At 30.4% G+C, this 26,740-nt stretch carries 27 protein-coding genes and 1 riboswitch; of the genes, 17 read left to right on the forward strand and 10 right to left on the reverse strand.

Annotated features, from left to right (window positions below):
* The first annotated feature begins 120 nt into the window (after positions 1-120).
* Both V6251_RS03170 and V6251_RS03175 read left to right on the forward strand, forming a co-directional pair.
* On the forward strand, positions 121-708 hold the full coding sequence (locus V6251_RS03170) for an RluA family pseudouridine synthase (protein ID WP_341587167.1): 588 nt from the start codon (positions 121-123) through the stop codon (positions 706-708).
* Positions 709-1,056: 348 nt separating this feature from the next.
* Complete coding sequence (locus V6251_RS03175) at positions 1,057-1,503, forward strand: KTSC domain-containing protein (protein ID WP_145002118.1); 447 nt, start codon at positions 1,057-1,059, stop codon at positions 1,501-1,503.
* A gap of 100 nt (positions 1,504-1,603) precedes the next feature.
* On the opposite strand, the gene V6251_RS03180 is transcribed toward V6251_RS03175, so the two are convergent.
* Both V6251_RS03180 and V6251_RS03185 read right to left on the reverse strand, forming a co-directional pair.
* Positions 1,604-2,848 (reverse strand): glycosyltransferase, encoded by a 1,245-nt coding sequence (locus V6251_RS03180; protein WP_341587004.1) that lies wholly within the window; start codon positions 2,846-2,848, stop codon positions 1,604-1,606.
* Positions 2,849-2,873: 25 nt separating this feature from the next.
* Positions 2,874-3,347: a heme-binding domain-containing protein gene (locus V6251_RS03185; RefSeq protein ID WP_341587005.1), complete on the reverse strand. Its 474-nt coding sequence runs from the start codon at positions 3,345-3,347 to the stop codon at positions 2,874-2,876.
* A gap of 35 nt (positions 3,348-3,382) precedes the next feature.
* On the opposite strand from V6251_RS03185, the gene V6251_RS03190 reads away from it, so the two are divergent.
* From V6251_RS03190 to V6251_RS03215, 6 genes are all read left to right on the forward strand, one after another.
* Entirely contained in the window at positions 3,383-3,946 is a 564-nt protein-coding gene (locus V6251_RS03190; RefSeq protein ID WP_341587006.1) for an adenylosuccinate lyase, read from the forward strand.
* A 93-nt stretch (positions 3,947-4,039) separates the two neighbouring features.
* Positions 4,040-5,383 (forward strand): adenylosuccinate lyase, encoded by a 1,344-nt coding sequence (purB, locus tag V6251_RS03195; protein WP_028281772.1) that lies wholly within the window; start codon positions 4,040-4,042, stop codon positions 5,381-5,383.
* 1 nt (position 5,384) lies between these two features.
* Positions 5,385-5,588 (forward strand): hypothetical protein, encoded by a 204-nt coding sequence (locus tag V6251_RS03200; RefSeq protein WP_341587007.1) that lies wholly within the window; start codon positions 5,385-5,387, stop codon positions 5,586-5,588.
* A gap of 239 nt (positions 5,589-5,827) precedes the next feature.
* On the forward strand, positions 5,828-6,094 hold the full coding sequence (locus V6251_RS03205) for a hypothetical protein (protein ID WP_341587008.1): 267 nt from the start codon (positions 5,828-5,830) through the stop codon (positions 6,092-6,094).
* 55 nt (positions 6,095-6,149) lie between these two features.
* Entirely contained in the window at positions 6,150-6,914 is a 765-nt protein-coding gene (locus tag V6251_RS03210) for a GLPGLI family protein (RefSeq protein ID WP_341587009.1), read from the forward strand.
* A gap of 2 nt (positions 6,915-6,916) precedes the next feature.
* The gene (locus tag V6251_RS03215; RefSeq protein ID WP_341587010.1) at positions 6,917-9,553 is read left to right on the forward strand and encodes a carboxypeptidase-like regulatory domain-containing protein; all 2,637 of its coding nucleotides are present in this window, start codon (positions 6,917-6,919) and stop codon (positions 9,551-9,553) included.
* 48 nt (positions 9,554-9,601) lie between these two features.
* Here the strand turns inward: V6251_RS03215 and V6251_RS03220 are convergent, their stop codons facing one another.
* From V6251_RS03220 to V6251_RS03235, 4 genes are read right to left on the reverse strand one after another with little or no spacing between them, the layout of a single operon-like run.
* Positions 9,602-10,144 (reverse strand): DUF4252 domain-containing protein, encoded by a 543-nt coding sequence (locus tag V6251_RS03220; protein WP_341587011.1) that lies wholly within the window; start codon positions 10,142-10,144, stop codon positions 9,602-9,604.
* 4 nt (positions 10,145-10,148) lie between these two features.
* Positions 10,149-10,715: a DUF4252 domain-containing protein gene (locus tag V6251_RS03225; RefSeq protein ID WP_145002128.1), complete on the reverse strand. Its 567-nt coding sequence runs from the start codon at positions 10,713-10,715 to the stop codon at positions 10,149-10,151.
* 24 nt (positions 10,716-10,739) lie between these two features.
* Positions 10,740-11,216: a hypothetical protein gene (locus V6251_RS03230; protein WP_145002129.1), complete on the reverse strand. Its 477-nt coding sequence runs from the start codon at positions 11,214-11,216 to the stop codon at positions 10,740-10,742.
* Positions 11,203-11,712, reverse strand: a complete 510-nt coding sequence (locus V6251_RS03235; RefSeq protein WP_341587012.1) for an RNA polymerase sigma factor — start codon at positions 11,710-11,712, stop codon at positions 11,203-11,205. The genes V6251_RS03230 and V6251_RS03235 overlap by 14 nt, the downstream gene beginning before the upstream one ends.
* Before the next feature lie 114 nt (positions 11,713-11,826).
* On the opposite strand from V6251_RS03235, the gene V6251_RS03240 reads away from it, so the two are divergent.
* A complete protein-coding gene (locus V6251_RS03240; RefSeq protein WP_341587013.1) occupies positions 11,827-13,254 on the forward strand; it encodes a S41 family peptidase in 1,428 nt (475 codons plus the stop codon).
* A 19-nt stretch (positions 13,255-13,273) separates the two neighbouring features.
* Positions 13,274-13,993 (forward strand): Dph6-related ATP pyrophosphatase, encoded by a 720-nt coding sequence (locus V6251_RS03245; protein WP_341587014.1) that lies wholly within the window; start codon positions 13,274-13,276, stop codon positions 13,991-13,993.
* A gap of 87 nt (positions 13,994-14,080) precedes the next feature.
* On the opposite strand, the gene V6251_RS03250 is transcribed toward V6251_RS03245, so the two are convergent.
* A complete protein-coding gene (locus V6251_RS03250) occupies positions 14,081-15,127 on the reverse strand; it encodes a DUF5074 domain-containing protein (RefSeq protein ID WP_341587015.1) in 1,047 nt (348 codons plus the stop codon).
* 8 nt (positions 15,128-15,135) lie between these two features.
* A complete protein-coding gene (locus V6251_RS03255; RefSeq protein WP_341587016.1) occupies positions 15,136-16,986 on the reverse strand; it encodes a TonB-dependent receptor plug domain-containing protein in 1,851 nt (616 codons plus the stop codon).
* 31 nt (positions 16,987-17,017) lie between these two features.
* A riboswitch (cobalamin riboswitch) is annotated at positions 17,018-17,241 on the reverse strand.
* A gap of 128 nt (positions 17,242-17,369) precedes the next feature.
* Here V6251_RS03255 and V6251_RS03260 point away from each other — a divergent pair.
* The 7 genes from V6251_RS03260 (at position 17,370) to V6251_RS03290 (ending at position 23,073) form a co-directional block, all read left to right on the forward strand.
* Positions 17,370-18,581 carry an ABC transporter substrate-binding protein gene (locus V6251_RS03260; RefSeq protein WP_341587017.1) on the forward strand — a complete coding sequence of 404 codons (1,212 nt, stop codon included), beginning with the start codon at positions 17,370-17,372 and terminating at the stop codon, positions 18,579-18,581.
* Entirely contained in the window at positions 18,578-19,609 is a 1,032-nt protein-coding gene (locus tag V6251_RS03265) for a FecCD family ABC transporter permease (protein ID WP_341587018.1), read from the forward strand. The genes V6251_RS03260 and V6251_RS03265 overlap by 4 nt, the downstream gene beginning before the upstream one ends.
* 1 nt (position 19,610) lies before the next feature.
* Positions 19,611-20,405: an ABC transporter ATP-binding protein gene (locus V6251_RS03270; protein WP_341587019.1), complete on the forward strand. Its 795-nt coding sequence runs from the start codon at positions 19,611-19,613 to the stop codon at positions 20,403-20,405.
* 96 nt (positions 20,406-20,501) lie between these two features.
* Entirely contained in the window at positions 20,502-21,887 is a 1,386-nt protein-coding gene (gene rmuC, locus V6251_RS03275; RefSeq protein WP_341587020.1) for a DNA recombination protein RmuC, read from the forward strand.
* A gap of 12 nt (positions 21,888-21,899) precedes the next feature.
* Entirely contained in the window at positions 21,900-22,265 is a 366-nt protein-coding gene (locus V6251_RS03280) for a 6-phosphogluconate dehydrogenase (protein WP_292946571.1), read from the forward strand.
* 2 nt (positions 22,266-22,267) lie between these two features.
* Positions 22,268-22,519, forward strand: coding sequence for a hypothetical protein (locus V6251_RS03285; protein ID WP_341587021.1), 252 nt, complete (start codon positions 22,268-22,270; stop codon positions 22,517-22,519).
* Positions 22,519-23,073 carry an acyl-CoA thioesterase gene (locus V6251_RS03290; RefSeq protein ID WP_145002142.1) on the forward strand — a complete coding sequence of 185 codons (555 nt, stop codon included), beginning with the start codon at positions 22,519-22,521 and terminating at the stop codon, positions 23,071-23,073. Before V6251_RS03285 ends, V6251_RS03290 begins: the two co-directional genes overlap by 1 nt.
* A 51-nt stretch (positions 23,074-23,124) precedes the next feature.
* On the opposite strand, the gene V6251_RS03295 is transcribed toward V6251_RS03290, so the two are convergent.
* Positions 23,125-23,754 carry a T9SS type A sorting domain-containing protein gene (locus V6251_RS03295; RefSeq protein WP_341587022.1) on the reverse strand — a complete coding sequence of 210 codons (630 nt, stop codon included), beginning with the start codon at positions 23,752-23,754 and terminating at the stop codon, positions 23,125-23,127.
* A gap of 65 nt (positions 23,755-23,819) precedes the next feature.
* A complete protein-coding gene (gene carB, locus V6251_RS03300; protein WP_341587023.1) occupies positions 23,820-26,672 on the reverse strand; it encodes a carbamoyl-phosphate synthase large subunit in 2,853 nt (950 codons plus the stop codon).
* Positions 26,673-26,740 lie beyond the last annotated feature (68 nt).

Consider the following 26,740-nt stretch of genomic DNA (forward strand, 5'->3'; position numbering starts at 1 on the left):
TCTGCAACTTATATTAATGGAGGCGAAACTATTTGCTTAACAATAACACAAGATGCACCTCCAAGAAAAAGTCTAACGTTTAAATTAGAGGTTTTATTTGAAGATGATTATCTAGCTGCTATCCACAAACCAGCAGGTATTTTGGTTAATGGTAATAGCTTTAAAACTATAACCAATGCACTGACACAAAATATAACTAGAAGTAAACTTAGCGACGTAACAAAACCACAGCCTGTGCATAGATTAGACTTCCCTACCACTGGTATTTTACTAATTGGTAAAACTAGTAGTAGTATACGTGCCCTAAATACTTTGTTTAAAAACAGAGCGATAAAAAAAACGTATTACGCAGTAACTATAGGTACTATGGAACAAGAAGGTTTTATTACCACTACTGTAGATGGTAAAACTTCAAAATCAAAATATAAGGTACATCAAACGATAGATTCTAAACGTTTTGGAAAATTAAATTTAGTTCAATTAGAGCCTTTTACTGGAAGAAGACATCAATTACGCAAACATCTTTTTAGTATAGGTAACCCTATTTTAGGTGACAAAGATTATGGCTTTGAAAATTTAATATTAAACGGAAAAGGTCTATATCTACATGCTTATTCTTTACAATTTATCCATCCTTTTACTAATGAAAGCTTATATTTAAAGGATCAATTACCTAAACGTTTTAAAAAGTTATTTACAGACATTTAATTTTTATTAAATTTAAAAAAGAAACCTCCCACAAATGACACGCTTCCATTTTACAAATTTCATTATTCTAGCTGCTACTGTATTATTAATTATTAATATTTATGATCTAGATTTTAATAATATTAAAAATGGACCCTTTAGCGGAATAATATCTAATCTTCTTATAATTATAGCCATGATACTTACCAGGAGAGATATAAAAAAAAGAGAGAGCAAAAACTAACTTTTAAGACTAATTAGCTGTTTTAGAGACTATAAATTACAAATACGTTAATTTATTATAACTTTCTAACACTCAATTCAAAACAAAATAGTACTTTCGCGCCTTATTAAAAAAAAGCATCTGTTATGAAGCGTATTAATGAGTACAAAAAACTATTTAACGTAGATCAAGATTTATCTTTAAAAACGTTAAAATCGTCTTACCGTAATTTGGTTAAAGAATGGCATCCTGATAAGTTTCAAGCAGGTGATGAAAAAGCGCAAGAAGCAGAATTAATGAGTCGTAAGGTTATTGATGGATACCACTTTTTAGTTAGTATCTCTCCAGAAACTATTGAGGCTAACAAAGAAGAATATGCAGTAACGGTTACTAGTCCTATTATGGATTGGAAGCATAAAGGTTTATTATTAGAAGTTACTTTTTTAAATGGAGATACTTATGAGTACTTTGGTGTAAATAAAGCGTTATACATTAAGTTTTCTCAAAGCGACAAGCAAACACGTTTTGCTAAACGTAGTATTTTTAATTCTTTTCCTTACAGAAAAATTAAAAAGAGTGAAGTTACAGCTTAATTGCTAATACTTAATACACATAAAAAAAGAGCTAAAATTTTAAATTTTAGCTCTTTTTTATTTAACATTAATTGACTACTAATTTTTAAATCATTAATCTTTAATCTTTAGGTTTATTTTTTTCTTCAATCCATTTACTCATAAACTTAGTACTTTGCATGGTATGATGCATTAGCATTTGTCCAAAAAAATGTTGTTGCCTATGTGCTTTTAATCCTGCTTTAAGCAATTCTATTTTATATAAAACATCCTTGGTATAAATAGCTTTATCATACAATGTATTAATAATCATAAATCCATTTTTTTGCTTCCCATTCCAATAAATTTTATTAGAATACAACTCCACTGCTTGCTTAGCAAAATTAACAGGATCGTCAGCAATAAATGCATTGGTATCTTTTAAGGTTCCGTACATACCTTCTGCTCCAATAGTTGTGGTAACACATGGTGTACCATTTAACATCGCATCTATTAACTTCCCTTTAAGTCCTGCACCAAAACGTAAAGGTGCTAAACAGACTTTAGCGTCTTGCATAACCTGATTAACATTGTCCGTAAAACCTTTTATTAAAAATCCTTCTTTTGGATTATGTAATTGCATTGCTTTTTCTGATACGTAGGATCCATACACATGCATTTCGGCTTTAGGTAATTCCTTTTTAATAAGTGGCCAAATATTAGATTTTAAAAACATGACTGCATCAACATTAGGTTTATGCATAAAATTACCAATGGTAATAAAATGGTTTCTGTCTTTAAATTTAGGACTATTTCTTTGGGCTTCTGGCGATACAGGATCTAATAAAAATGGTAAATAATATAATAGATGCTCATCTATTTTAAATTGATTTACTAATATCTCTACCTCAACTTGTGATATAATAAATGATAAATCGCAACGTAAAATACTTGCAATTTCGCGTTTAGCAGTATCATTTTGCAAGTAATTTTTATCAAAAATAGCTTGATCTTTAAACGCTTGCTCACGTCCTTTACGTAAACAATGCAAATCTTCGGTATCTAAGATACGTAAGGTATCAGGACATTGTTCTGCCACACGCCAACCAAACTGCTCCTCCACCATAAATCTATCAAAAATAACTATGGATGGATTTAGGTCTTTTATAAATGTATCAAAACTAGCATCGTTTAATACAATGTTTTTTATGGTAACACCAATACTTGATAAATCAAATGCATTATCCGATTTAGCACAAGCACTAGCAAAAGTAATGTCATAATTAGCTGATTGAAATACTTCAATCAATTGCATCATCCTACTTCCAGCTGCAGAACTTTTAGGTTCTGGCCAAACAAATCCAATTATTAAAACTTTAGGTGCCAATTGAGGGATATTTAGATATTAAAATTTATTCTGCTTTTGGTGCTAATGCATAGCCCATTCTAACTTGATTTACCCAATCCACTACTGCTTTTATTTGCGAATCGGATAATTTAGCGTCTCCATGCGTCCAAGTATAACTTGGTAAAGGCATTTTCTTTTCTTCAACTTCTTCAGCAAGTTCTTCAAATTTATGGTCTTTACGTTCTATAGAGTAATCTGACCATTTAGAAAAATCTAAATGTTTTTTACCGTCTTCAACATGTTCATTTAACCAAAAGTTTATTGGTGTAATTTTATCATACCATGGATAGTTAGTATTACTGCTATGACAGTCAAAACATGTGGTTTCAAGAATGGTTTTAACTTCTGGAGAAGGTTTTGTTTCGTTTAAAAAAGCGGTTAAATCTTCTGTATTACCTTGGTTTTTTTCAGGCGAAAAAAATTGTGCAACTATAAAAACCAGTAATAAAACTAGTCCAATCTTTTTAAGTAATTTCATTTTAGTTATTTTTAGACTTTAAAAATAATAAATCTTTGACGACTGACGCTTTATATCAAGAATTAAATTATGTTAATCATTCTCGTGAAAAACGTTTGTATTATGCACAAATGTTATTGGCTAATACCAGTTTGATTCCTAAAATTTTAGATATTACCTTTAAGGTAGATGATAAAATATCTCCAAGAGCAGCTTGGGTTTTAGAGTTTATGTGTAAAGAAAACCTAGATGCCTTAATCCCTTATTTAGATACATTTACAGAAAACATGGGTCGTGTGCATATAGATTCGGCAGAAAGACCTGTTGCAAAAATTTGCGAATATATTGCAATTGCCTACTATGGTAAAACGCCTTCTAAATTAAAAAAGGCCTTACTTCCGAGACATCGGGAAAAAATTATTGAAGCTTGTTTTGATTGGTTAATTACAGATGCTAAAGTTGCTGCAAAAGCGTATAGCATGAATACTTTATTTTTGTTTGGTAAAGACTATGATTGGGTCCATCCAGAATTAATAACCATTTTGGAACGTGATTTTGCTTCTCAAAGTGCAGCTTTTAAAGCCAGAGCAAAGCAAATTTTACATAAAACTAAAAAATAAAAATTGTTATTTTAATTAATTCTTAAAGCGTAATCCTTTAGTCTTCCCGTTAAAAAAACTATATTTATAGCTTGTTAAAAAACAACTATTTTTATGTCTTTAAATCAACTTAATGCGATCTCTCCAATTGATGGTCGTTACCGAAATAAAATTGAAAAACTACAAGATTTTTTCTCTGAAGAAGCACTAATTAAATACCGTGTTTTAGTAGAAATCGAATACTTTATTGCTTTATGCGAAGTGCCACTACCACAACTTAAAGGTGTAGATTCTAGTAAATTTGAAGCATTGCGTGACATTTACAAATCGTTTACTACTGAAAATGCTCAGGCTATAAAAGATATTGAAAAAGTTACCAACCATGATGTTAAAGCGGTTGAGTATTTTATAAAAGAACAATTTGATGCTTTAGGTTTAAGCGAATTTAAAGAGTTTATACACTTTGGATTAACGTCTCAGGACATTAACAACACAGCAATCCCATTAAGTATTAAGGATGCTATGAATGAGGCTTACGTACCTGAATACTTAAATGTTTTAAAAGAATTAAAACGTCTTGCTGAAGAGTGGAAAGATATACCAATGCTAGCTAGAACACATGGTCAGCCAGCGTCTCCAACCCGTTTAGGAAAAGAAATTGAAGTATTTGCTGTACGTTTAGAAGAGCAATTTAACTTATTAAATGATATCCCAAGTGCTGCCAAATTTGGTGGTGCAACCGGAAATTTTAATGCACATAAAGTGGCCTATCCAACTATAGATTGGAAAACTTTTGGAGGAACATTTGTACAAGAAAAATTAGGATTATACCACTCGTTTCCAACAACTCAAATCGAGCATTATGACCACATGGCTGCTTTGTTTGATTGTTTAAAACGTATTAATACTATTATTATAGATTTAGATAGAGATATTTGGACCTATGTATCTATGGATTATTTTAAACAAAAAATTAAAGCTGGAGAAGTTGGTAGTAGTGCTATGCCACATAAAGTTAACCCAATAGATTTTGAAAACAGTGAAGGTAACTTAGGAATAGCTAATGCTATTTTTGAACATTTATCTGCAAAATTACCTATTTCAAGATTACAACGTGACTTAACTGATAGTACTGTTTTACGTAATGTTGGTGTCCCTTTTGGTCATACTTTAATTGGTTTTGGATCAACGCTTAAAGGTTTAGGCAAATTATTATTAAACCAAGCTAAATTTGAAGCTGATTTAGAAAACAATTGGGCTGTCGTTGCAGAAGCTATACAAACTATTTTAAGACGTGAAGGCTATCCTAATCCTTATGAGGCTTTAAAAGGATTAACTAGAACCAATGAAGCGATTAATAAAACCTCTATTTCAAATTTTATTGATACCTTAGAGGTCAGTGATGCTATTAAAACAGAATTAAAAGCCATATCGCCAAGTAATTACACAGGAATATAACATGTTTAATGACAAGACATCTTTAATACTTTGCACTGTAACTGTTATACTTTTATTTATTGGAGGTATTACAGACTTATTAAGTAACCCGATTTACGTTGGGTTGGTTGTTGTTGTTTATTTAACCGTTATTTTAAACCTTGTACTAGTTAAAAAATCCAGTAATGGAGACGATGACTTTTTTGAAACAAAAATTAAAAAGTAAAAACAACAGGTTTATTGTTGTAATAAACAAAAAGGCTTATCCAATGGATAAGCCTTTTTGTTTATAGTAATTTAATTATTATTTAAAAAAGTTAGTTAAGCTTTTAAGTTGTGCTTGATCTATGTATGCTTTTGCAGTTTGTTAGCTAAACAATTTATCTTCTAACTTGTTAAGTTTGTTTTTTAAATACAGAATTTCATCGTTTTTATCCAATATTTTTTTTTTAACTTGTACTTAGTTTGGGACTATTTTCTTTTTCTAAAGCAGAAGTGATAGAAAAACAAAATGCAACTATTAAAATTTTAAACTCTAAAACATCTGACCTTAATTTTGCAGTATACAATTTTCATTACGACAAAGGTTATAGATGTAGAGCAGAAATAACTTACAATGGAGAAGTTGTTGAAACAGTTTATGGTTATGGGACTACTCCTGAAACAGATTGTTTGTTTGCTACTATGGCAGCACATCGATACATTTCAGAACAAGGTGGTACTTATCCTTAATAAAATACTTACTCAAGGTTTAAAATTTTAAACCTTGAGTTAAAAAAATTGCACTATGAAAAAAAACCTTTTAATTTTACTTTTCTTTTTTTTAAAAATATCTTTTGCACAAGAAAATATAATCATAATTGATTATACGCACCATATTCATATGAAAGAATTACCCTCAGCCACAAGTGTTGATGCTAGATTAACTTTTAACCATACTGCATCAAATTACGAAATGGACTTTGTTGGAAATTTAAACTTTGAGGAAGAAAAAGCAGGTAAAGAAGGTGGCTCTGTTTATGCGATAAAGGCAAAAAAAAATCCTCATATATTTAAAAATTTTATAGAAAAAAAAATAAGCAGCATTGAAAGAGTTTCAATGAAACCATTTTACGTAAAAGACACTATGAATCTTTTTGATTGGAAAATTGATACTTCAAAAAGAGAAATATTAGGTTACAAGTGTCAGAAAGCTAAAACCCATTTTAGAGGAAGAGAATATATTGCATATTTCACTTTAGAAATACCATATCCAACAGGACCATGGAAATTTTATGGATTACCTGGAGTTATTTTATCTGTAGAATCTACAGATAAAGTTTTTAAAATGAATGCAAACCAGATTGTTATAAAAAAAACAAATGAAACTATTAGTAACCCATTTGACGAAATTGATTTAAAACCCATAACTTGGGAATCCTACAAAAAAGAATATGAAAAAAAATATTATGAATTAAAAAACTATCGAGGAGAAAATGGTACCACAAGATCACTACCAAAAAAGAAAATTGAAACGATAATATTAGAAACCGCTCCATATATTAAAGATTGATTTTGAACACTATAAAAACAACCCTTAAAGCCATATTTATTATGGTCTTCTTATTTTTAAATAGTGATAATTTATTTTCACAACATTTTATCTCTGGCATTATTATAGACAATCAATCAAATGAGAAATTACCTTTTGTAAATATTTTGATAAAGAATAATGAAAATACTATTCTATCATATACAACTTGTAATGAAAACGGAACTTATCTAATCGAGTTTCCTTCCGAATACGATGAAATAATAATAGAAACATCAATATTAAGTCATAAATCTTCTTTAAAAAAACTTCAAAAAGAGAAAATTTCTAAAAAAACATATATTGTAAATTTTGAGCTAGAAGAAACCATATCTACTTTAGAAGAAGTCATTGTTAAAAGTAAAAAACCAATTTTAATAAAAAACGACACTACAGTCTTTAGACCAAATAATTTTAAAGATGGAACAGAAAGAGACGTTGAAGATTTATTAAGAAAACTACCTGGAATAAATATTGCAAAAAACGGGTCTATAACTTTTAAAGGCAAACGAGTAACACGTGTACTTTTAGATAATGACAATTTATTTGATGATAATTATACAATAGGTACAAGAAATATTGATCCGGAAATAATTGAGGAAATTGAAGCTATTGAAGATTACCAAAAAAACCCATTATTAAAAGGCATTAAAAACACAGAGGATGTAGCATTAAATTTAACACTTAAAAAAGGTAAAACTGACGTCTCTGGAGATATTAATATTGGCTTGGGTGTTGAAAATAAATATAGATTAATGTCTAATATTCTTTCTATTTCAAAAAAAATAAAAGGGTTTGGATTACTTAATTATAATAACATTAATCAAAATGTTAGTCCTTATAATTTTGTCTCGAATAATTTTGACTTATCAAAAATTAATGAGCTTAGGTTTAGAACTAATAATTATTTAGCATCAAACAATTTTAATATTCTTATACCCGAAGAGTATGTTGGGTCAAATAACAACTTATTTGGAAGTTTTAATGTTTTAAATAAGTTTTCAAACAAAACATCATTAAGGATTAATGCAAATTATTTAACCGATAACTTAGAACTAAACAATACAACTAAAACAAATTTTAATAATATTGATTTATCAATTACAAATATTTATGACCAAAATAAAAAACCAAAAGTAAATGTTTTAGATTATGAGTTAATACATAGACCTAAACAAAACTCTATTTTAAATGTTAAAGGTAAAATAGATTATACTACCTTAGATATAAATTCATTTAGTACAAATAATAATTCAGTATTTAGGGAAATAAAAAAGAGTGAAGATTTATTTATTAATCAAAACATAGAGTACACAAATAAATTAAATAATAATAGTGCTTTTCAATTGGTTGGTAAACTATCAAAAAATACCATTCCTCAAGAATTAGACTTCAATAATATAGACGTAACATCTAGTGGTTCCATAAATCAAGACGCAAAATTTATTAAAAACTCTTTTAATATATCTTCAAAATATTTATCTAAACTAAAAAATGGAAATTATTCGTTATCGTTAGGTATTAAAAGCGAAAAAAACTTATTAACATCTAATAATGACATTGTTAACTTTAACCATTTTAGTAATAATAATGATGTTACATTTAGAGATAATAATTTATATTTTGACTTTAACTATCTATTTAAAATTAACAAATGGAGATTTGTTTTTGAAAACAGCTTATTTTATTCTGATGTAAAAATAAATAACAATTCAAGCTCAACAAAAAATAAAAAGATTATTAATAATCCATCACTAACTACTTATTTGGGTTTAACTAAACACTCTAATATCTATATTAATTATAATATTAACAACAGATTACCAGAACTGGATAAAATGTATTCTGGACTTATTCAAATTGGAAATAGAAGCATACTATCTAACACTTTTGAGTTTAATCGTATAAGAAGTGAAAATGTATCTATAGGATATAAAATAAATGATTTTTATAATTTATTTCAATTTAATTCTTATTTCAACTATGCGAAAGTAAATTATGACTATCTAAACACTTTATTTATAGAGGAAGACACTTCATTAAACATAACTAATTTAGAAAAATTAGATAATAGTAATTATCGATTAGGAATTGAAACTGAAAAATATATTAATTTTATTAAATCTACCATAGATTTAAAAAGTACTTTAACGATCAATAATTATAAAAATACTTTAAATAATAATGATATAAGAGATAACAAAAGTCAATCTTTATTGCTAAAACTAGACATTAGAACTGGCTTTAATAATAAACTAAACTTTGAAAATTCGATTGTATTTCAAAATAATTCATTTTCAACAGAAGGTTTAAACCAAGTGAATTTTTCAACTTTTCAAAATAACTTCTCGACTAAATTTGTAAATGACAGATTTAATTTTATTATGGAAGCAAAATATTTTGATTCAAATTTAAAAACTAGAAATAACAGTTTTACCTTTTTGGATGCCATCTTTAATTATGTTCAAAAAAATGAGAAAATAGAATATGAATTACGATTTAATAATTTGCTTAACAGAAAGTTTTTTGAAGAATTGAATTCTACTGACTACTCTACTACTTTAAGTACACAAACTTTATTAGAGAGATATTTTTTACTGTCAATTAGATTTAAAATATAAAAAGGCTTATCCAATGGATAAGCCTTTTTGTTTATAGTAATTTAATTTTTATTTAAAAAAGTTAGTTAAGCTTTTAAGTTGTGCTTGATCTACATCTGCATTTTTAAGTTTATCGCTTAGCTTGACTAACTCTTCTGGCTTCATGTTGTCACCTAAAATACGTACAATAGTAAATCCAAAATCATTGGAGCTAGCAAGCACTAAAAACTCGTCAATTGCATCTGCGTTACCTAATGTACTAACCTTAACGTTAACACCCTTGTCTTTAAACTCCATTAGTTCTTCATACTTTTTGTTATTAAAGACCTTTTTAGCTTTTTGCAACTCTGTTTTGTAACTTTCTAAATTATTATCTTTAATACGATAGGCTAAAATGTCTAGTTTATCTACAGATTGATATGCTTTTTGCTCGTCTGGATTTAAGTTAGCTTTAGAAAAATCTATTACATCTGCAGATACGTCATAGGACATAAAAGCTGGCAACTCTTGATGATCTACAAAATAGGTTTGTATAGAGTTTTGGTCTCTACAACTTACTAAAACAATACTTAAAGCAAGAAGTGTTATTACGGTTTGGAAGGTTTTTTTCATGGGTTTATTTTTTACTTTTCTTTTTTAACTCCTCTCCTCCTGGAAGATTCATTTTTTGAGTTAATTTAGAAATTTGATTTAAATCAATATCACCTGTTAAAGATATTACTACAGTTTCGATAGTACGCTTTTCTCCATTAATTTCAATATCAGAATCTTTCATTGCTGCTTCTAATCCATTAATAAACATTAACAACTCACTTACATGGTCACTGTCTTTACCTTCTTTTACATAAAACTTCATGACCACTCCATTGTCCTTAACCTCCATTAATTCTTCTAAAACAGCGCTGCGTGTTGCAACCCATTTAGTGATATCCTTAGCTATAGTTTTGTCACCTGTTGCCATAGTTTTAAAACTGGTAATACTATTTACCATATCCATATAAGCTTTAGCTTCAGCATCATTTGTATTTATATCTATTTTTGCTAACATCTGAAACATTTTAGGTTTGATGGACACATAACTTACTTTGTCATCATCACTATATTTTTCAAAAATATCCTGAGCCATACCTGTTAATGGCATTAATAATATGGCTAATACTGTAATTGTTATATATTTTTTCATTGTATTTGGTTTTAAATTTTAATATTATTTTATGTTTCTAATTTTTAAAATACGTCCTATTGGGTTTTCCATTTCTTTTAAATAGTCAACTTGTGTGCCAGCCTTATTAATTTCACCTAAATAGCTAACTTGTGCAGTCCCTTTATTAAAGGTTTTTGAGACCAACTCTAGATAAGCTTTTGCTTGATTATAGGCTATCCTATCGGCTTCTGTAATAACTTCTTCTTTTGGTCTGGTCAGATAAATACCAACCATTAACACTGCTACTGCTGCAACGCTTAACCACTTAAAATTGATTTTCTTTTTAGTGTTTAGTGGTACGTGTTTAGTAAAAGTCTCCTGTTGGTTAACCGTATAGTAACCAAAAATTGCTTTATAATACTCTAAATGTGGTGCGACAGTCTCTTGGTTAAAATAGTCTTTTAACTGTGCTTCTTCTTGTAGAGTGGTTTGGCCATTCTCGTATTTTTCTAGTAAGTCTTCTATATTATTTAACACCATAATTATGTGTACTTGTTAATTTTTCTCTTATTATTTTTCTAGCTCTGGATAGTGCTACACGCACTGCTGTAGGATTCATATCTAACATTTTTGCTATTTCGTCAAAATCATATTGCTCAATATCTCTTAATTGGACTACCATTTTTTGTTGTTCTGGTAAATCTTCAATAATCTTTGCTACCCATTGTAAGCTGTCATTTAATTCTATTTGCTTTTGTAGTGCTACATTGTGGTCTTGATAATTACTATGTACTATTTTTAAATTTTGCGATTGCTTGGATTTTAATTTATCCAAACAAAAGTTTTTAGTCATAGTAATGGAAAATGCTTCCACATTTTTATAATTTTCTATTTGACCTTTGTTTCGCCATAATTTTAACAACACCTCTTGAGTGGCATCTTCTGCTTCTTCTCTAGAGACTAGCAATCGTTTTGCTAAACGAAAGACCTTATCTTTAAAAGGCATTACTAATTTTAAAAACTCTGACTGCGTCATTTTGGTTGGTTTCTATTACGACGAACAACTATTATAATTGTTACAATTTATTTTCAATATAAAATAAAGTAAGTACTTTTATAATGAAAAAGAACCTTTAGTGCTATGAAAAAAATGAATATAAAATACCTAGTCCTTATACTTCCGTTTATTATTTTTGGATGTTATCAAGATATGGATGACAACCCAATCTCTGACACAGAGATTAAAGATTTTATTTGGTCTGGATTAAATACGTGGTATTATTGGCAGGATCAAATTACGGACTTAGCAGATGACCGATTTTTAGATACTGCAGACTATACTCAGTTTTTAAATAGTTTTGATACGCCTGACCAAATGTTTTATAGCTTATTATCTGACCAAGATCGTTTTAGTTGGATTGTAGACGATTATTTTGCTTTAAACAACGCTTTAAATGGTGTATCTAAAAGCAACGGAATGGAGTTTGGTGTTGGTTTAATTGATGGTGGCAGTAATGCTTTTGGTGTTGTACAATATGTATTACCAAATACAAGCGCATCCACAAACAACTTACAACGTGGAAACTTTTTTTTAACCGTAGACGGAATACAACTAACAGAAAACAATTACAGAAACTTATTATTTTTTGGAAGCGATACTTATACTCTTGGTCTTGCCGAATTAGATGCATCCGACAATCCTGTTCTAACAGGCGAAACCGTTACACTTACAAAACAAGTATATGAAGAAAATCCAATTTTAATAGCAAATACCTTTACAGTGGAAGGTATTAAAGTTGGTTATTTAATGTATAATCGTTTTACAAGCGGTTATGACCAACAGCTTAATAGTATTTTTGGTCAATTTGCTGCAGCAGGTGTCCAAGACTTGGTCCTAGATTTACGTTACAATCCTGGAGGTAGCGTTAATAGTGCTATTAATTTAGGAAGTATGATTGCAGGAGAACCTACAACCTCAGTATTTTTAAAACAACAATGGAATAATAAAATACAAGCAACCCTTAGCGATACTCAGGTTAACAAATACTTTACCAATCAACTCTCTGATGGTACATCTATTAATACCTTAAACTTAAATAAAGTATACATTTTAGCGCAAGGCAGTTCTGCTTCTGCTAGCGAGTTGGTTATAAATTGCTTAAGACCACACCTTGATGTCATACATATTGGTGATATTACTGTTGGTAAAAATGAATTTTCGACGACTTTATATGATAGTCCAAGTTGTAATTATAATTGCACCACAGGTATTAATCCAAATCACACTTGGGCAATGCAGCCTCTAGTTGGAAAAAGCGAGAATGCTGATGGTTTTTTTGAATATGAAACTGGTTTAATACCAACATTAACTTTAGAAGAAAACGTAGTAAATTATGGAGTTTTAGGACAACAAGACGAACCTCTTTTAGCAAGAGCCATTCAACATATTACAGGTAATGGACGTTTTAGCAACCAACCTATTTTAAATAACTTAAAAATAGTAGATTACTCAAAGCTTAATACTATTACAAAAGACAACATGTACATTGACAGTGAAGGATTAAACGTATTTAAATAAAGAAAAAAAACAAAACCTATTGAGCTATAAAACATATTTTAATTGGAGCACAGGAAAAGATTCGGCTTTAGCCTTATATTATTTACAACAAGACGAAACTTATTCTGTTGAACAATTAATTACAACGGTTAACACCCATTTTAATCGTGTGACCATGCATGGTTTAAGATTGGAGTTACTAACAGCACAAACCAAAGCTTTAGGTATTAAGTCCAGTCTAATAGAACTTCCAGAAATGCCAAGCATGGACACTTATGAAGACATTATGCTAAAGGCTGTAACCACGTTAAAGGATGACAATTTTACACATAGTGCATTTGGCGATATCTATTTAGAAGACTTAAAAGTATACAGAGAAAACCAACTAGCCACACAAAATATAAAAACCGTTTTTCCGTTATGGAAGCGCGATACAAAACAACTTATTACTGAGTTTTTAGCGCTTGGTTTTAAAACCATAGTGGTTTGTGCAAACTCTAAATACTTTGATCAAGATTTTGTAGGGACTATTATAGATGAACATTTTATAGATAATCTACCCGAAGGTGTTGATTCTTGTGGAGAAAATGGCGAATTCCATACCTTTTGTTTTGATGGACCAATCTTTAAAAACCCAATCCCATTTACTATTGGAGAAAAAGTATACCGAGAATATAATGCACCTAAAACCAATGATAATGATATCTGTAAAAGTGATGCCGAAACCTATGGTGTGTGGTATTGTGACTTAATTCCGTAACTATCACCTTAAGTATAAAATATAAAAAAGCCTCTAAATTATTTAGAGGCTTTTTAATGGTTGGTTTGTGGTTTTATTGACTATTTCTTAGTTGAAGTACACTTTAGAAGCAATGACTCCAACGTCAAAACTATTGGTTTCTGATCCAGAAGACAAATCATATACTTTTAAAGTACTATTTCCTGAAAAGTTTCCAGCATCAGTTACATATAGCAAGTTGTTTTTTACTGCCATTCCATAAGCACTAGTCGCAGTAATGTCAAATAATGAAGCTGTTGGTAAACTAGTATCTGTATCAGACAATCCATATACTGCATTATCTAAAATGTAATATGTATTACCATCACTATAACTCATTAAACCTGGATGTTGACCTATTCCAAAAACAAAAGATGATACAATAGCGTTATCTGCAACATTTATTTTTGTTATTGCTGCTGGTGTTTCGTTACCTGTCCATGGTTCGTTACCTCCAGAAAGCACAACCAAATGACCTTGATTATTTATGGCCATTTCGTCTGGTTTAGATTGTACAGTAATTGTGTCTGTAGTGCTATCCACAGTATTAATTACTGTTACTATATTATTAGTATTGTAACCTCCTTTATGTGATACAAACACTTTATCCAAATTAACTAAAACTTGCTCTGGTCCTTCAGCAACAGCTATGGTAGATGTTACTGTATTAGAGTTTAAATCTACAACAGCAATGTAATCATCTGTAGCATCATTTGGATCAGCCCAATCAGAAACGTAAGCAGTATTACCATCAAAAGCAATATATCTTGGTAACGTTAAACCAGTGTCTATCGTTCCTAATTTTTCAAAAGTATAACGATTAACAACTGTGATTGTTCCTGCATCAACAACGATATAAGCCTTATCATCATTAAAACCTACAGATTGTAAATACACGCCTAAGTTTTCATTATTAACATTAAAATAGACTTGATTTTCTGTTACAGAAAAATCATTTGATATGTAAGAAATTGAAGATGGTCCACCTTCTGCACTTACAAAAATTCCGTTTTCATAAGCTCCTAATGGTTCTGGTTGTGTAAATGCGTCATCGTCATTAGAACATGAAAAGACTAATAATGATAAGGTTACAATTGAGTAAATGATTTTTTTCATAATTTGATTTAAAATTTATAGTGTAATTGAATATTAAAATTTCTGTTTGGCATTGGTCTAAATGCTACGTTTTGATATAGCTTATTAAACAGATTATTTACTTTTAATCCCAACTCTAATTCGTGATTAGAATGTTGTAATACTTTATAATTAACGCCTAAGTTGGCTACATTATAAGATTGTAAACTATAAAATGGACCTTTTAAATTATCGGAAGTTGTAAAGACGTCTCCATTAAAAAGCTGCTGATAATGTGCGCTAAACCTTTTAAAGCTATAAGCTAATGTGGCATTAGCTTTATGAAAAGGCACATAAATTAATTGCTTGTTTGTTTCTAAATTTTCTGATACTGTGTAAGAATAATTTGAGCTAAACCTGAATTGATGATTATTAACTTTTTTAGAAATAGTTAACCCTACTTCTGCACCATAACTATGGGCTTCAGCTATGTTTTGTGGCGACCAAAACCCAGAGATATTTGGTTTCCATTGTATCAAATCTTTCGACTTAATATAGTAGGTATTCAACTGTAGTTGCAACCAATTAAAGTCTAAAACATGACCTAAATCAAATTGATAAGACGATTCTGGCACTAAATCAAGATTTCCTCCAGGTTGCCAAAACAAATCGTTAAACGTTGGAATTCTATAATTTTTTGAACCATTAATTTTGACTTTATAAAACTTGGTAATACCAATCAAAGCGTCCATTGAAAACAATAATGGACTAGTAAAATCAGAGGTCACATCTTGTCTTACATTAAAACCTAAGTTTAAATTCGTTTTTGGATTATACTGTAATAATCCTGTAGCAGAAAAGATTGAACGCTCTGGATTACCAAAACTACTGCCTTCACCTTTAAAGAGATTGTAATCCAAGATACTAGTAACACTTAACTGCTTAGATAATTTATAATTAAAATTATGTTTTGCCAGAAAAGTATTGACTTGTCCAAAAGTAAAAAACTCAGAATTTTTGTTTTGGTAAAATTCAAAATACTCCTTTAAATACGCGACTTTAAAATTAGATTTATAGTTTTGATGTGTACTAACCCATTCCAACATCGACCTAGAGTTTTCATCTTCATATTTACTTTTAGATGGTGTTGCAGTTGTTCCGGAAAACTCACGTTCACCAATAAAAGACTGATGGTATAATTTAATTACATCCTTTTCAGAAATAAAATACCCTAAATTAACATTAAGACTTAGATTATTAAATGCACCATTTTCATTTATTTTATCAGAGTCCAAATATTTATAATCGTTATCAGAATCTATATAATTTACCCCTAAATTAAAAGCAAATTTATCTTGTCCGTAATCTGTAACAAGACTAATGCTTTTACTTTCAAAACTACCATAGTTAAGTTTGACCTCATTTTTTAAATGTTTCGTAAAACTTAATCTGTTATCCAAATGCACACTACCTCCAATTGCTCCACTTCCGTATTGCACACTACCTCCTCCATTTCTAATAACCACTTGATTAATGTTATTGGTATTTATGGTATTAAAATCCGTTTGACCATTTAACTGAGAGTTAATGTTTATACCATTCCAAATCACAGCAGTTTGCGAGGCATTAGTCCCTCTAAACGATGGTGAAGACACCATCCCATAACCGTTTTCTTTAAAATAAATATTAGAATTAAATCGTAATAAATCCGTAAAATTAGAAGTGTTTTTACTTAAAACAGAGTCGTTTAAAATAGTAACTTTAAATCCTGCAGCATTTTGTTTCAACTTAATATCACTAAGCTCAATAACATCTAAATATTGAACAGAGTCTAGCTGTGTTTGTGCAAAAGACACAACACTACAACATACAGCAATTAGTAATCCAATAGTTTTTTTCATAAATCTTAAAGATCTTTCTCCCGAAGATCATATTAGATGACAAATTCTGGCAGGTCTCCTGACTTGTTATATGTTACTCTACCTTCCCATTTTTAATAAAACAGTGGTCTAAGTTTGAATAACATCCTTTAAAAGGTGTCCAACCTATGTTGAACATAAACTTACAGTTGCGGGAACAGTTCTGGATTTAAACCAGATTCCCTTTTAATCGACTTTGCATTAGCACAAAGTCAAACCAAAATTCAGCGCGAATGTACTATTTTAAATTAATTCATTCTTCATTTTTCTTATTCATTTTATAGATTAAATAAATAAAGCCAATTAAAAAATGTAATAATATAATTCCTCCTACTATATATATTGTTAAATTTGAACCGTCTCTCATGACTAAAATTTTATATAAATTTAAAGGAAAATATTCCGCTAAAGCGCTACAAATGTTACATAACAAAGCTTTTTTATTACTATTACTTTCATTTTTATTATTTCTAAACTGTAAGGAAGATCCAGGTATTGACAGGAAACTTCCTGCTTTAATACAAGAGGATAATAGTATCGCTTACGCTGAAGGATTTAGTATTACAAATCATAGTAATTTTAAAGTGTTAACCGTTAACAATCCTTGGCCTAAAGCAGAAAAAACCTATAAATACGTTTTAATTAGTAAAGAAGACGCTGCAAAAACGTCTTTTATGAAAGATGAATATGATGGCATTATCATTACTCCTATAACGTCTATAGTAGTAACCTCTACAACGCATATTCCTGCTTTAGAGCTTTTAAATGAAGAAAACTCATTAATTGGATTTCCTGGTAGTGATTATATTTCTTCAGAAAAAATCAGACAACGTATTGATCATGGACACGTAAGAGAATTAGGTAAAAACGAAGGTTTAAACACCGAAGTGTTATTAGAGTTAAATCCAAATGTAGTGGTTGGATTTGGTGTTGATGGTACAAGTAAATCTTTAAAAACAATAAGTAATGCCAGAATACCTGTAATTTATAATGGTGATTGGGTAGAAAAAACACCTTTGGCTAAAGCCGAATGGATTAAGTTTTTTGGAGCTTTATATAATAAAGAAAAACAAGCAGATTCTGTTTTTAAAACTATCGAAACCAATTACAAAGCAGCAAAACAATTAGCGCAAAGTGTCACTGAGCAACCAACAGTAATTAGTGGAGCAATGTATAAGGATGTATGGTATTTACCAAATGGAACAAGTACCGAAGCTCAATTTTTAAAAGATGCAAATGTCAATTATTTATATGCTGACACTAAATCTCAAGGCAGTTTGGCTTTAAGCTTTGAAGCTGTTTTTGAAAAAGCAAAGCATGCAGATTTATGGTTAAGTCCATCCTATTATAGTAGTCTAGAGGCTTTAAAGACCGCAAATACGCATTACACACAATTTGATGCTTTTAAAAATAATGCTATCTACTCTTTTGCAAATACAACAGGAAAAACAAGAGGCGTTTTGTATTATGAGCTTGGTTTATCTAGACCTGATTTAGTTTTAAAAGACATCATTAAAATTTGTCATCCAGACTTATTGCCAGATTATCAAACTTACTTTTTTAAACCGTTAAAGTGATAACATCCAAATCTTATACCATTCCCTTTATAGTATTAGCAATACTGCTTGTGCTATTATTTTTGGTAAACATAAGTTTAGGATCAGTATCCATAACTTTTAATACTATTATAGACAGCTTTTTTACAAATTCGGATAGTTTAAACAATCATCAATATATAATACAAAACTATCGTTTACCAAAAGCCATTACAGCTGTTTTGGTAGGCTCTGGTTTAGGTATTTCTGGGTTATTAATGCAAACCCTTTTTAGAAATCCTTTAGCTGGTCCTTTTGTCTTAGGAATTACCTCTGGAGCAAGTCTAGGTGTTGCATTAGTTATTCTAGGCAGCAGCATTTTTGGTGGATTTTTAGCTACTTTTTTACTTACTAAATGGAGTTTAGTAATTGCTGCAAGTTTAGGTAGTTTTTTAGTCTTATTATTAGTCCTAATTGTATCCTCAAAAGTAAGAGATACTATGGCTATTTTAATTATCGGATTAATGTTTGGTAGTATTACAGCAGCAATAGTTAGTGTACTATCCTACTTTAGTAGTGCAGAACAATTACAGCAATACATTTTTTGGGGTTTTGGTAGTTTAGGAGATTTGGACTGGAACGAGGTTACTATTTTTACAATCATTTATTGTATTGGCATCCTATTTAGTATCCTGTCTATAAAAGGTCTTAACACTTTATTGTTAGGCGAAAATTATGCTAAAAGTCTAGGTTTAAACATTAAACAAAGTCGATTATTAATTATTATTGCTACTAGTCTACTAGCAGGTACTATTACTGCTTTTGCAGGACCAATAGCCTTTATTGGCTTAGCTATTCCGCATGTTACTAGACAAGTTTTTAACACGTCCAATCATAAAATATTATTACCTGCTGTATTTTTATTTGGTGCCATTATCATGTTAATTTGCGACAGTATTGCCCAATTACCAAACACAGATTACATGCTACCTATTAATGCTATTACCTCTTTATTTGGTGCACCAATTGTAGTTTGGTTACTAGTAAGACAACGTAAAATGGTGTTTTAAAATGAAAGAAAACAACCAACATAACATCCTAAAAACTGATAATTTAACTGTTGGTTATCAGTCTAAAAAAACACAAACTATTGTAGCGTCAAATATTAATATTGCTTTAAATAAAGGCGAATTAATTGGTTTGGTTGGTGGTAATGGGATTGGTAAATCCACACTTTTAAAAACATTAACAAAGGTTATAACACCCTTAAGTGGTCAAGTTTTAATAAATAATCAAAGTTTAGATAACTATTCTAATTTAGAGCTTGCCAAAACTTTAAGTTTAGTCTTAACAGAGCCTATTGCTGCAAAAAACTTAACCGTGTTTGAATTGGTTGCTCTAGGACGTCAACCTTATACCAATTGGGTTGGTAATTTATCTGACAAAGATGTAACCATTATAAATAATGCAATCAAGCAAACAACTATTGAAGATTTGAAACATAAAAAATGTTTCGAGCTTAGTGATGGTCAACTTCAAAAGGTTATGATTGCTCGTGCTTTAGCACAAGACACAGATTTAATTATTCTAGACGAACCGACGTCGCATTTAGATATGTATCATAAAACATACATCCTAAAACTGCTTCAAAAATTAGCAAAAGATACTGGTAAAACCATCTTATTTTCGTCTCACGAAATAGATCTAGCCATCCAATTATGCGACAGTATGATTGTCATGTCAGAACAGGGTATTGTAAGTGACACACCTTGTAATTTAATCGAAAAAGGAGCGTTTTCTAAGCTATTTCCGGAAGATATGATTGTTTTTGATGAAAAAACAGGCAGTTTTAGAGTTAAAAAGTAATCTTTACTTTGAAATTTAATCATAATTAGAATTTCAGGCTTAGCTTCGCACTAAAAGACAAATTAACTATCTTTGATTAAATTCCTTTTATTTTAAATGAACGACAACATTATCCTTGTTTTGGCTATTTTAATTGGTGCTATAATTGGTGGTTATTTAGGTATGCTTTTCACTAAACTCAAAAGTAAAAGCGAAAAAAGCACCTTGGAAGAAAGGAATGCTAATTTACAACAGCAACTATCGGATTTAAAACAGTTTTACACCACTGAAAGCGAAAGACAAAACGCAACATTTAACACCCAATTACAAGAGTTGAAACAAACTATTTCTAAAATTGAAATAGAACGCGAAGGTATCCGACGTGAAAAGGATATTTTAAATGAAGATTTAGCTAGAAAAAATGCAGATTTTGAAAACTTACAGCAATTAAATCTAAAACGTGAGGAAGAAGTTGAATTACGTCAAGAGCAACTGCGTAAAGATTTTGAGTTATTAGCAACTAAAATTTTAGACGAAAAAAGCGAAAAGTTCACCCTTCAGAATAAAGAAAATATCAAAAATATTTTAAATCCTCTACAGGAAAAAATACTAACCTTCGAAAAAAAAGTAGATGATACTCAAAAGGAAAGTATCAGTATGCATAGTGCTTTAAAAGAACAATTACTAGGTTTAAAAGATTTAAACCAGCAAATGACTAAAGAAGCCACCAACCTAACGAGAGCCTTAAAAGGTGATAGTAAAATGCAAGGAAATTGGGGAGAATTAGTGCTAGAGCGTGTCCTTGAAAAATCTGGTTTAGAAAAAGACAGAGAGTACTTTGTACAACAAAATTTTACCAGAGCTGATGGTACAAGAGTACTACCAGATATAGTGTTGCATTTACCTGACAATAAAAAAATGATTATTGACAGTAAGGTGTCTTTAACAGATTACGAACGTTACGTGAATGCTGAAGATGACGAGCGTGAGGTATATTTAAAAGCCCACATTAATTCTATAAGACGTCACGTAGACCAATTATCTGAGAAAAAATACGAGGATTTATATGACATAGAAAGTCCTGATTTTGTATTACTATTTATCCCAATAGAACCTGCGTTTGCAGTTGCTATTAATGCCGATAATAGTTTATACAATAAAGCATTCGAAAAAAACATAGTTATTGTTACACCTGCCACGTTATTAGCAACTTTAAGAACAGTTGACAGTATGTGGAATAACGAAAAGCAGCAACAAAATGCTATCGAAATTGCACGACAAGCAGGAGCATTATATGATAAATTTGAAGGTTTAGTCAAAGACTTAACTGGTGTTGGAAAAAAAATAGACGATGCTAAAAAGGATTATTCCTCTGCAATGAATAAATTAGTAGAAGGAAAAGGAAACCTAATTACAAGTGTTGAAAAATTGAAAAAATTAGGTGCTAAAGCTAAAAAAGCATTACCCGAAACCATTATTAGAAGAGCAGAATTTGACGATTAACAGAAAACAATTATGATAAAATTTTTAGTAAAAACCTTAGTTATTATAGTCCTAATTTTAGTAGGATATTTTTGTTTTATATACTTTGCGACTTACAGCGAAGGTGTTAGAGCAGGAGAATTAGTTAAATTTAGCAGTAAAGGTGTTATGTTTAAAACTTGGGAAGGCGAGGTCAGTCAAGGTGTGTCTGAAGCTCAACTTTTCGAATTTTCTGTAGAGGATAAAGAGAAACAAGTTATTAATGATTTAAATCGTCTACAAGGTAAATTTGTAAAACTTTCATATTTTGAACGTTACAAAACCTTCTTTTGGTTAGGTGATACTAAGTACTTTATTACCAAGGTAGAAGAAGATAAAGAACGACGTTCTAATTATTAATTATGACAAATTCTACTCAAAATGTAATATATAAATGGAGCTTAAGAGCTAAATATATTTTTATATTTATTGCAGGAGCAGGACTACTGTCTTTTGGTTTTGATACGCTTATAGAGCCAGGAAAATTTAGTAAAAGAGAAGAATTAAATAACTTTATTATTATCATGTGTCTCTTCTTTGGACTGGCTTTAATTATTGTCGGATTTTACAGAAAAAACCAAATTGAATATTACATACAACAACAAAAACTATAATGAAAGCATATAAAAAAGCAGACGATTCTAGAATTAGTATTTCCGAATTAATGTTACCATCACACTCTAACTTTAGTGGAAAAATACATGGTGGTTACATACTAAATTTGATGGATCAAATAGCTTTTGCTTGTGCTTCTAAACATTCCAAAACCTACTGTGTGACTGCTAGTGTAGATACTGTAGATTTTTTAAGTCCTATTGAGGTTGGCGAACTAGTAACCATGAAAGCTTCTGTAAATTTTGTTGGAAACACATCTATGGTTGTAGGAATACGTGTTGAAGCCGAAAATATACAAACTGGTATTGTAAAGCATTGTAACTCGTCTTACTTTACAATGGTAGCCAAAGATGATAATGGACAATCCATGGAAGTTGCTGGACTTATTTTAAATGATAAGGTTGAAGTCAAACGTTTTTTAAAAGCTATTAAGCGAATGGAGACTAAAAAACAACGACAATATGAGTTTGACCATGAAGATTTTTCGCACACAGATTATCTTCCAATATTAAAAGATTACAAAGTTAGAATAGATTTACCTGATAATTTTTAAAATAAAAAAGCCTTCAAGAAATGAAGGCTTTTTTATTTTAAAATACTTGTATTAAATTTTTACAAATCGTTTAGTTATTGTGGTCCCTAGACTAACAGAAGTTATTTTTATTAAATACACACCATCATTCCAATTAGAAATAGACAAACTAGTCTTTAATTGACTAATTGTTTTTGATAGTATTTTTTTTCCTAAAACATTATACACTTCAATAGTCAAATCTTCTTTAAACTGAGAAGGTATTTCGACATTTAAAGTTGATGATGCAGGATTTGGATACAAATTTATCGCAGATAAACGTGTCGCAAAATTAGGCACACTTAAAGTCCCTTCTGGTACTACCGTAATAACACCAAACATACTTGTTGGATGTGGATTACATTGGTATGTATTTGTACCAACAGATGTAAACGTATGTGAAAACGTTGCTCCTGTAGTCATAAAACCACTTACAAAATTATCTGAGGACGTACCTCCTGTTCTTTCTACATTATGCGTACCATTAGAATACCAATCCCAAATAACTGTATCTCCAACCTCAATGGTGCGATCTGCATTATTATTTGGTCCTGTTGCATTAGAGTTAGAGCCGAAACTCCAATCTATATTAACTGTTTGGTTTTGAGCTGATACGCTTAAAGCTACAAAAGCAAATAAAATAAATAGTAGTTTTTTTGTCATAATCTCTTTTATTGTAAAATACAAAAAATAATTATAACCTACTAAAAACCAATCGATTATTTTTATTACTTGCTTAAATACATTTTTCGTCTTGCATATAAATCGTAAAACTGATCATCTTTTAAATCGTCTATAAACAAAATACTTTCTCCAGTACTTTTCATTTCTGGCCCAAGTTTTTTATTCACATTATGAAATTTATTAAAAGAAAACACTGGCTGTTTAATAGCATAACCTTTTAACTGTGGGTTAAAATTAAAGTCAGTAACTTTCTTTTCGCCTAACATAACTTTAGTTGCATAATTTACATAAGGCTCTCCATAGGCTTTAGAAATAAATGGAACTGTACGTGATGCTCTTGGATTAGCTTCAATGATGTAAACAATATCATCTTTAATAGCAAACTGTATATTGATTAACCCAACCGTATTTAATGCTAATGCAATTTTCTTGGTATGGTCTTTTATTTGCTGCATTACAAACTCTCCTAAATTAAAAGGTGGTAATGTTGCGTTACTATCACCAGAGTGGATTCCACAAGGCTCTATATGCTCCATTATACCAATGATGTAAACATTTTCTCCGTCGCAAATAGCATCTGCTTCAGCTTCAATAGCTCCATCCAGATAATGGTCTAATAGCAGTTGATTTCCAGGCATACGTCTTAATAAATCAACTACATGCTCTTCTAAATCTTGTTTATTAATTACAATCTTCATCCCTTGTCCTCCAAGTACGTATGAAGGTCTAACTAATATTGGAAAATCTAGCACGTCTGCAATTGCAGCTGCTTCATCTGCAGTTGTAGCAATATCAAATTCTGGATAAGGAATATTGTTTTCTTTAAGCATGTTAGAAAACAACCCTCTATCTTCGGCTAAATCTAGAGCTTCAAAGCTAGTTCCTAAAATTTTAATTCCGTATTTAGATAGTTTTTCAGCAAGTTTTAAAGCGGTTTGTCCACCTAATTGCACGATAACACCTTCTGGTTTTTCATGTCTAATGATGTCATAGATATGTTCCCAAAAAACGGGTTCAAAATATAATTTATCTGCTGTGTCAAAGTCTGTAGATACCGTTTCTGGATTACAGTTTATCATGATGGTTTCATAACCACATTCTGCAGCAGCTAATACACCATGTACACAACAATAATCAAACTCGATACCTTGTCCAATCCTGTTTGGTCCTGATCCTAAAACGATAACTTTTTTCTTATCAGAAACTATACTTTCATTATGCGCATAACGAGTTCCGTCAGCTGTTTCTACATCATTTTCAAATGTTGAGTAATAGTAAGGTGTTTTAGCTTCAAACTCGGCAGCGCAAGTATCTACAAGTTTGTAAACACGATTAATACCTAACTCGTCTCTTTTATTATATACTTGACTTTCTAAACAGCCTAACATATGTGCTATTTGTCTGTCTCCATACCCTTTTTGTTTAGCTTCTAGAAGTAAATCTCTTTGGATGGTGTCTATTTTAAAGGTCGAAATTTCTTTTTGTAATTGGTGCAATTCTTCATATTGACGTAAAAACCACATGTCAATTTTAGTAATTTCATGTATACGACTTAAAGGAATTCCCATTTGAATGGCATCATAAATTACAAACACGCGATCCCAACTTGCGTAGGTTAGCTTTTCAATAATTTGTTCGTAATTAGTATAACCTTTACCGTCAGCACCTAAACCATTACGTTTAATCTCTAAAGATTGTGTTGCTTTATGAAGTGCTTCCTGAAAAGAACGTCCAATACCCATAACCTCTCCTACTGACTTCATTTGCAGTCCTAGTGTACGATCACTTCCTTCAAACTTATCAAAATTCCAACGTGGTATTTTAACAATTACATAATCTAAAGTTGGCTCAAATAATGCTGATGTAGATTTAGTAATTTGGTTTTCTAACTCATCTAAATGATAACCTATAGCTAATTTTGCAGCTATTTTTGCAATTGGATATCCTGTTGCTTTACTAGCTAAAGCTGAAGAACGTGATACACGAGGATTAATCTCGATAGCAATTATATCTTCATTTTCATCTGGACTAACTGCAAATTGCACGTTACAACCACCAGCAAAATCACCAATATTACGCATCATATGGATAGCCATATCACGCATTTTTTGATATGTTTTATCACTTAATGTCATTGCAGGAGCAACAGTAATGGAGTCACCTGTGTGGATCCCTATTGGATCCATATTTTCAATAGAACAAATAATTACTACATTATCATTAGAGTCTCTTAGTAATTCTAGCTCGTATTCTTTCCAGCCAATTAAGGCTTTGTCAATCATGACTTCGTGAATTGGAGAAATTTCTAATCCACGTGTTAATAACTCGTCAAAATCTTCTTCTTTATATACAAATGAAGCGCCTGCACCACCTAAAGTAAATGAGGCTCTAATTATTAAAGGAAACCCAAACTCTTGAGCAATTTCTTTACCTTTTAAGTATGATGTAGCTGTTGCTTGAGGTGCCATAGGGACTCCTATTTTAAGCATTAACTCTCTAAATTGCTCTCTGTCTTCTGTAATATTAATAGCGTCAATATTGACACCTATAATCTCTACACCAAAGTCTTTCCAAATGCCTTTTTCATCTGCTTCAATACATAAATTAAGTGCAGTTTGTCCACCCATTGTAGGTAGTACTGCATCAATTTGAGGATGTTCTTTTAAAATTTGAACAATAGACTTTGTATTAAGAGGCAACAAATATACATGATCAGCCATACTTGGGTCTGTCATGATTGTTGCTGGATTAGAATTGATTAAAATTGTTTCGATTCCGTCTTCTCTTAAAGATCTTAGTGCTTGCGTACCAGAGTAATCAAACTCACAGGCTTGCCCAATAACGATAGGACCTGAACCAATAATAAGAATAGACTTTAACTTAGGATTTTTTGGCATTTTTGTTTGTTTTTTTCGATTATCAAAAATAGTAATTATTAGATACAAAAAAAGGCGTTACACCTAAG

Origin of the sequence: Olleya sp. Ti.3.14, from assembly GCF_038154885.1 — a bacterium.
Taxonomy (GTDB): Bacteria; Bacteroidota; Bacteroidia; order Flavobacteriales; family Flavobacteriaceae; genus Olleya.

Bases quoted from the DNA above. Each gene is read 5' to 3' on its own strand.
- V6251_RS03255 (WP_341587016.1), bottom strand. From the start codon at position 16,986: ATGAAAAAAACTATTGGATTACTAATTGCTGTATGTTGTAGTGTTGTG.
- V6251_RS03175 (WP_145002118.1), top strand. From the start codon at position 1,057: ATGAAGCGTATTAATGAGTACAAAAAACTATTTAACGTAGATCAAGAT.
- carB (WP_341587023.1), bottom strand. From the start codon at position 26,672: ATGCCAAAAAATCCTAAGTTAAAGTCTATTCTTATTATTGGTTCAGGT.
- V6251_RS03185 (WP_341587005.1), bottom strand. From the start codon at position 3,347: ATGAAATTACTTAAAAAGATTGGACTAGTTTTATTACTGGTTTTTATA.
- V6251_RS03270 (WP_341587019.1), top strand. From the start codon at position 19,611: ATGAAAGAAAACAACCAACATAACATCCTAAAAACTGATAATTTAACT.
- purB (WP_028281772.1), top strand. From the start codon at position 4,040: ATGTCTTTAAATCAACTTAATGCGATCTCTCCAATTGATGGTCGTTAC.
- V6251_RS03240 (WP_341587013.1), top strand. From the start codon at position 11,827: ATGAATATAAAATACCTAGTCCTTATACTTCCGTTTATTATTTTTGGA.
- V6251_RS03235 (WP_341587012.1), bottom strand. From the start codon at position 11,712: ATGACGCAGTCAGAGTTTTTAAAATTAGTAATGCCTTTTAAAGATAAG.
- V6251_RS03260 (WP_341587017.1), top strand. From the start codon at position 17,370: ATGACTAAAATTTTATATAAATTTAAAGGAAAATATTCCGCTAAAGCG.
- V6251_RS03200 (WP_341587007.1), top strand. From the start codon at position 5,385: ATGTTTAATGACAAGACATCTTTAATACTTTGCACTGTAACTGTTATA.
- V6251_RS03290 (WP_145002142.1), top strand. From the start codon at position 22,519: ATGAAAGCATATAAAAAAGCAGACGATTCTAGAATTAGTATTTCCGAA.
- V6251_RS03220 (WP_341587011.1), bottom strand. From the start codon at position 10,144: ATGAAAAAAACCTTCCAAACCGTAATAACACTTCTTGCTTTAAGTATT.
- V6251_RS03210 (WP_341587009.1), top strand. From the start codon at position 6,150: ATGAAAAAAAACCTTTTAATTTTACTTTTCTTTTTTTTAAAAATATCT.
- rmuC (WP_341587020.1), top strand. From the start codon at position 20,502: ATGAACGACAACATTATCCTTGTTTTGGCTATTTTAATTGGTGCTATA.
- V6251_RS03285 (WP_341587021.1), top strand. From the start codon at position 22,268: ATGACAAATTCTACTCAAAATGTAATATATAAATGGAGCTTAAGAGCT.
- V6251_RS03225 (WP_145002128.1), bottom strand. From the start codon at position 10,715: ATGAAAAAATATATAACAATTACAGTATTAGCCATATTATTAATGCCA.
- V6251_RS03295 (WP_341587022.1), bottom strand. From the start codon at position 23,754: ATGACAAAAAAACTACTATTTATTTTATTTGCTTTTGTAGCTTTAAGC.
- V6251_RS03280 (WP_292946571.1), top strand. From the start codon at position 21,900: ATGATAAAATTTTTAGTAAAAACCTTAGTTATTATAGTCCTAATTTTA.
- V6251_RS03250 (WP_341587015.1), bottom strand. From the start codon at position 15,127: ATGAAAAAAATCATTTACTCAATTGTAACCTTATCATTATTAGTCTTT.
- V6251_RS03230 (WP_145002129.1), bottom strand. From the start codon at position 11,216: ATGGTGTTAAATAATATAGAAGACTTACTAGAAAAATACGAGAATGGC.